This window comes from Plesiomonas sp. (assembly GCF_051650925.1).
Lineage (GTDB): Bacteria > Pseudomonadota > Gammaproteobacteria > Enterobacterales > CAMTGL01 > Plesiomonas.
On record NZ_JBOFRH010000312.1, the window covers coordinates 1 to 6,363 of the forward strand.

Below are 6,363 nucleotides of genomic sequence, written 5' to 3' on the forward strand. Positions count from 1 at the left end.
CCGGCAAACAGCTGAGTAACCAGATGCGGGAAAATATAGAGAAATGCCATGCCCACAATGCCTAATCCGGCAGTAATACCTAATGCTAGATTTCGTATTTTGCGCACGCGATCTTCTAGACCTGCACCCGCATTAAAACTGGCAATCGGTTGAATACCGAGTGCTATCCCCTCAAAAATCAGGTAGAAAAAGGCCTCGGCATAGCTGACCACACTGTAGGCCGCCACATTCAGGGCGTTACCCACACTCATAAATGCCTTATTGTGCAGCGCGAGTACCACTGATAGGTAGAGATACATCAACAGGCTCGAGGTGCCTAAACGCAGGATCTCTGCAATCAGTGCTATGCGGGGGAGCAGTGCCCGCCATGAGAGACGTAACTGGCTGCGTTTTGAACAAAAATGTGCCAGACATAGCCCACCGCTGATCAGCTGTGACAGCATGGTGGCCAGACCTACACCGGCCAGCCCGAGCGGAATAATGGCCAGAAAGATGTAATCAAGCAGCACGTTCAGCGTACCACCAAAAATCATAATGTAGGTGACCCGCTTTGGCTCTCCATCATTACGCAGCAGGGCAGAGAAACTCATTGAAAGCATCGCTGAAAAGCCCAGCAGAAAATACCAACGTAAGTACTCAATACCCGCCGTAAATATATCACCAGTAGCGCCTAGCCAGCGTAGCATAGTGCCACCATAGGTCAGCCCGATTGTGCCGATAATGATTGCTGCGGCAATCACCAACACCAAGGCATTGCCGACAATATTTCTTGCCTGCTCAATCTTTCCCTGACCTAAACGCAGTGAAACCAGTGATGATGCACCCATTCCGATCATAGCGCCGATTGCATACAGCACTGATCCCACCGGATATGCCAGCATAACTCCCGCAAGCCCCTGCTCGCCCAGATAGTGGCCGACAAAAATACCGTCAACGGTAACATACACACCACTGATCACCATGGCGGTAATGGTGGGCAGTGTATAGCGCCAAAACAGCGTTAACAGCGGTTCGGTGGCCAGTGAAGTATCATTTTCCTGTGGCGGTACGGCAGTTGAAGTCATGGTTATTGGCTCGGTCGCGTAATAATTGCGTGATTAACGAATTAGCATAATGAGCAGAATAGTCTGCATATTTCGGCGAAATTGTAGCAAATTTACCAATAATGTAGGCGTAGTTACTGATTAAAATACAACAAACAGTCTAAAGTTCTGCATATCTGTATTGCTGTGCAAATAACCGAGAGAAAACCAGCGTAATTCACGGTAAAAAATGTGATATACAACATATTCAGCTGTTCGGATGCGATCATGAATAAGCATTTTGCTCTGCTTTCTGTTTTAATCATGACAACGTTATTTTATGAATAAAATCAGTGAGGTTACTGGATGTTTGGCTACTCACCGGTGCCACAAGTTCGTTTATCAACTGAGCGGTTAGTTGTGCGTTTGGCACATGAAAAAGATGCAGTGAAAATAGCTGAATATTACCGCGAGAATCGTGATTATCTGCAACCGTGGGAACCGATACGTGATGCCGGCCATTTTACGGTTAGCGGCTGGAATGCCCGCTTATCACTGATCTCTGAATATCATCGGCAAGGTGCGGCGTTTAGTTTTCTACTGCTGGATCAGGCAGAATCACGCGTGCTGGGTGTTATTAATTACAGCAATATTATTCGTGGCGTATTTCAGGCCTGTTATTTGGGGTACTCACTGGGAAAGCAGTTTGTGGGAAAAGGGTTGATGTATGAAGCCTTAAAAGAGAGTAACCGGTATATGCTGGAAAAACAGCAACTTCACCGAATTATGGCCAACTATATGCCGCATAATCAACGTAGCGGCAATTTACTGGCTCGGCTTGGTTTTGAGCGGGAAGGTTATGCCAAAGAGTATTTACTGATTAACGGTATGTGGCAGGATCATATCATGACTGCGTTGACAAACCGCAGCGGGAAAGGCTGCGCATAAATCAGATTATTGTGCTAATAATAACAAGACTTTCAGCAAGATAGAGAGGTTTATGTGAAGATTCAACTAACGGCTTATGAAGCGCGGGTGATTGGCTGTTTGTTAGAAAAACAGGTAACGACACCGGAACAATACCCTTTATCACTGAATGGCTTAACCACAGCCTGCAACCAAAAAACTAACCGAGATCCAGTGCTCGAACTGTCAGATTCAGATGTACAAAATGTACTCGATGATCTGCTGAAAAAGCGCTTAATCCGAGATTTGTCAGGGTTTGGCCACCGAGTTGCAAAGTATGAGCACCGGTTTTGTAACTCCGAATTTGGTCATTTAAAGCTAAACCCGCAGGAGTTTGCACTGATTTGCACCTTGCTGTTGCGTGGCCCACAAACTGCCGGTGAATTGCGTACCCGAACTCAGCGTTTGGCAGAATTCTCTGATGTACAAGCCGTTGAAGTGGTGCTGGAAAAACTGGCGACCCGTGATGACGGCCCGTATGTAGTGCAACTGCCGCGTGAAGCGGGTAAGCGTGAAAGCCGTTATATGCACCTTTTTTGTGGTGAGGTAAGCGCTGCCGAAACCTCTTTTGTTCGTGATTCACAGGGCGAACAGCCTGCGTCAAACCAAAGTGAAAGTGCGCGGATCACACAACTCGAAGAGGATGTTGCCGCGTTACAGCAGCGAGTCAGCACACTCGAAACCATGCTGCACCGAGTTTTATCCGGTGATAACTCAACGCTAGCGCCGTAATCTCTTGTTTTGCTGATATCGCTAATAGCGATGATATAGACAGAAATTAAGATAAAAAAAGAATCCCGATTAAGGGATTCTTTTTTAACCATCCGGCCAACACTTTACCCATCAGCCGATGTTATTGAGGTTATTAGTCTCGGTTCACTTGGCATGAATGCCATCAGCGGCAATTACATGCGCTCGACAGTATCGATACCCAGCAAATCAAGGCCCTGCTTAAGGGTTTTTGCCGTCAGTGATGCCAGTTTCAGGCGGCTGTTACGCAGGTCCTGATCTTCTTGATTGAGGATCGGGCACGCTTCATAGAAGCTTGAGAACAGACCAGCTAGCTCATACAGGTAAGCACACATCAGGTGAGGTTCACCTTCACGCACTACACTGTAAACCGCTTCTTCAAACTGCATCAGTTTGATTGCCAACGCTTTTTCACGATCATCATTTAAAATGATGTTACCGGTTAAGCTGCTTTCATCAATGTTGGCACGCTTAAAGATAGAAGACACACGGGTATAGGCATATTGCATATACGGTGCGGTGTTGCCTTCAAAACTCAGCATGTTTTCCCAATCAAAGATGTAGTCAGTTGTCCGGTTTTTTGACAGATCAGAATATTTCACTGAGCCCATCGCTACCGCATTAACAACCGAAGCACGCTCTTCTGCGCTCAGATCCGGATTTTTGTCGGCAATCAGCTTTTCTGCACGCTCGGTGGCTTCATCGAGCAGCTCAGAGAGCTTAACAGTACCGCCTGAACGGGTCTTGAATGGGCGGCCATCTTTACCCAGCATCATACCGAACGCACAATGCTCAAGTGTCATACTTTCAGGGATATAACCCGCTTTACGGACAATGGTCCATGCCTGCATCAGATGTTGGTGCTGGCGTGAATCAATGAAGTATAAAGCGCGATCCGCTTTGAAATTATCCCAGCGGTATTTTGCACAAGCAATATCGGTCGTGGTGTACAGGTAGCCACCATCGCTCTTCTGCACGATAACGCCCATGGCTTCGCCATCTTTGTTTTTGAATTCGTCAAGGAACACCACTTGTGCTCCTTCACTTTCAACAGCCAGACCGCGTGCTTTCAGATCAGCCACAATGCCCGGAAGCATTGAGTTGTACAGGCTTTCACCCATCACATCTTTACTTTTCAGGCTGACATTTAGGCGATCATAAATGCGCTGGTTTTGTTCCATGGTGATATCAACCAGCTTACGCCACATGCTCAGACAATAAGCATCACCGCCTTGCAGTTTCACCACATAACCGCGTGCACGCACAGCAAAGTCTTCATCTTCGTCGTAGCACTTTTTCGCTTCGCGGTAAAATGCTTCGAAATCAGACAGTACAAGTTCAGCATTACTGTCATTCTGGATTTTTTCCAGATAAGCGATCAGCATACCAAATTGTGTGCCCCAATCACCTAAGTGGTTGGCACGAATAACATTATTACCCAAAAACTCAAGGGTACGAACAACCGCATCACCAATAACCGTTGAGCGAATGTGGTGAACGGCCATCTCTTTGGCAACGTTAGGTGCTGAGTAGTCAACCACAATGGTTTGGCTTGGCTGTGTTGCACAGACATTTAACTTATCATCAGTCAGTGCTAGCGCGGCTTGTTCAGCAACCCACTCCGGGTTTAAGAAAATGTTGATAAATCCAGGGCCGGCAATTTCAGTTTTACAGGCGATAGCACCCAGACTCAGATTCTCAAGCACTTTCTCCGCCAGTTGACGTGGTGCGATACCCAGTCGTTTCGCTGCGCCCATCACACCGTTAGCCTGATAGTCACCAAATTGTGCTTTTGCTGATTGGCGGACCATAGAATCACAATCAGCAGGCGCACCCGCTGCGATCAGCGCTTGGCTAACCTTATCGGAAATAAGAGCTTGTATATTCATCTGATTGCCTTCAATCGAACAGTTAATTATTGTGCACATAAACAAACAGCAACGATATCATCGGTATTGATAAGCGTTATGCCGAAGAATAATGCGTGAAGCCGTGCACAGAGATACAGAATACTGGGTATCATACCCGTGCAACAGAGCCATGAAAACCCCACAGGTCATCCTGACATGTGTATATAAGCTTAAACGAGGATAAAAGATGTCAACCCCATTTGCATGGATAAATGAGTTAGCAGATCTTTCTGACACACTGCACGATTTTGTGACACAAATCACGCAGTTAGCCACGGATCTTGGGGTCGATATTAGCCGTTATCCGGCCGATCATATTGCGGTGCGTTGCAATTCGCAGGAAACAGCAGAACGCTGGCATCGGGGCTTATTGCTGGCTGGTGAAATGTTTTCGCAAAAAAATATCAATGGCCGGCCGATTTGCTTATTTTCACTGCATCAACCGTTATCAGTCGGGCCGTGGATGATTGATTGTCTGGAACTGCCTTATCCCAATACAAAGCACTATCCACGTGAGGGATGGGAGCATATAGAACTGATTGTTGCATCAAAAGCTGAAAGTATCGCTGATATGGAGTCTGCGGCGTTACAGGCGATTCCAGCACTCTCAGCATGGATGAGTACCGCGACTGAATTATCAGAAACGGCAACGGTACACTACAAAGCCAGTATGCCACGTGCTGATGATGAACAGCATGCAAACCCAACACTGGCATTTTCTCGCCACGGCATCACCCTAAAAATTCACCCGTTGTCTATCCGTGATGTTGTTGGGGCATAATTACATGCTCTTAAACATGCCGTTATGTGTTGTGTATAAATATGATTTTTGTACAAAAAATGGCCTGTGAAATGTGGCGAATATCCGTGAAATATTTGTAAACATAAGACAAGCATTGTGACAACTTTTCGTTAGTCTTTTTGCCGTTAAATCGTCAATTTAGCGGTCAGCTAAACAGTCATGTTAACTGGCCGTTTTTTGAAAGATTGATGAAGGTGATTGTAATGAAATGTACAGCAGGTGCTGCTTTGATCCTTGGCGTATGTGCGCTTTCTGGTTGTGCAAATACTGGCATGTATTCCGGTAATGTATTTTCAGGCCAAGATGCCAAAATGGAGCAAAACATCAGTTACGGAACGATAGTGTCGGTCAGGCCGGTAAAAATTCAAGGCGGTCAGCAGCAGGGGCCGAGTTTGGGCGGCATTGGCGGTGCGGTGATTGGTGGTCTGATTGGCAGTGAAGTCGGTGGTGGTGTCGGGCGTGATATTGCCAGCGCTGCTGGTGCACTGGCGGGTAGCGTGGTGGGTTCAGATGTAGGCAATCGTCTGGATCAGACCGAAGGCTTGGAAATGGTGATCCGTAAAGACAACGGTCAGGAAGTGGTAGTGGTACAGCAAGCTGCTCCGGGCTTTGTGCCGGGTGCGCGCGTTCAGTTGGTCGGTAACGGTGGTCAAGCTACTGTTTCATTGATTGGTGCAGGCTACCCGTATGGCAGCACTTACTCCGCTAATAATGGGTATGCACAATAAACAGCAGAACGGGTATAACCGCTGAATCTATACAACTGTTTAGCCTGTAACCGTATATTTTTACCCTGAATGCTGATCCGATTCACATAAAGAAAAGTAACACAAAGACAATTATTCCTTGTGATGTGACAGGGTCAGCTATACTCACAGCGTAGCAGTTGACAACATTCCGTATCTGATAATCG

General features: G+C 46.7%; 6 protein-coding genes. 4 read left to right on the forward strand and 2 right to left on the reverse strand.

Going from position 1 to position 6,363, the window contains the following annotated elements:
- Positions 1 to 1,064, reverse strand: a 1,064-nt coding sequence (locus ACRC27_RS07360) for an MATE family efflux transporter (protein WP_438639544.1), incomplete at its 3' end; no start/stop codon positions are given.
- 324 nt (positions 1,065 to 1,388) lie between these two features.
- Here ACRC27_RS07360 and rimJ point away from each other — a divergent pair.
- Entirely contained in the window at positions 1,389 to 1,970 is a 582-nt protein-coding gene (rimJ, locus tag ACRC27_RS07365; protein ID WP_438630895.1) for a ribosomal protein S5-alanine N-acetyltransferase, read from the forward strand.
- Between the two features lie 54 nt (positions 1,971 to 2,024).
- Complete coding sequence (locus tag ACRC27_RS07370) at positions 2,025 to 2,720, forward strand: YceH family protein (protein ID WP_438622981.1); 696 nt, start codon at positions 2,025 to 2,027, stop codon at positions 2,718 to 2,720.
- 173 nt (positions 2,721 to 2,893) lie between these two features.
- Here the strand turns inward: ACRC27_RS07370 and argS are convergent, their stop codons facing one another.
- The gene (gene argS / locus ACRC27_RS07375; protein WP_438622982.1) at positions 2,894 to 4,627 is read right to left on the reverse strand and encodes an arginine--tRNA ligase; all 1,734 of its coding nucleotides are present in this window, start codon (positions 4,625 to 4,627) and stop codon (positions 2,894 to 2,896) included.
- A 208-nt stretch (positions 4,628 to 4,835) separates the two neighbouring features.
- Here argS and ACRC27_RS07380 point away from each other — a divergent pair, with 208 nt between their 5' ends.
- A complete protein-coding gene (locus ACRC27_RS07380; RefSeq protein WP_438622983.1) occupies positions 4,836 to 5,429 on the forward strand; it encodes a VOC family protein in 594 nt (197 codons plus the stop codon).
- 224 nt (positions 5,430 to 5,653) lie between these two features.
- Positions 5,654 to 6,178: a hypothetical protein gene (locus ACRC27_RS07385; protein ID WP_438622984.1), complete on the forward strand. Its 525-nt coding sequence runs from the start codon at positions 5,654 to 5,656 to the stop codon at positions 6,176 to 6,178.
- Positions 6,179 to 6,363 lie beyond the last annotated feature (185 nt).

Excerpts from the sequence above, each read along its gene's own strand:
- rimJ (WP_438630895.1), top strand. The coding sequence starts at position 1,389 with ATGTTTGGCTACTCACCGGTGCCACAAGTTCGTTTATCAACTGAGCGG.
- argS (WP_438622982.1), bottom strand. The coding sequence starts at position 4,627 with ATGAATATACAAGCTCTTATTTCCGATAAGGTTAGCCAAGCGCTGATC.
- ACRC27_RS07380 (WP_438622983.1), top strand. The coding sequence starts at position 4,836 with ATGTCAACCCCATTTGCATGGATAAATGAGTTAGCAGATCTTTCTGAC.
- ACRC27_RS07385 (WP_438622984.1), top strand. The coding sequence starts at position 5,654 with ATGAAATGTACAGCAGGTGCTGCTTTGATCCTTGGCGTATGTGCGCTT.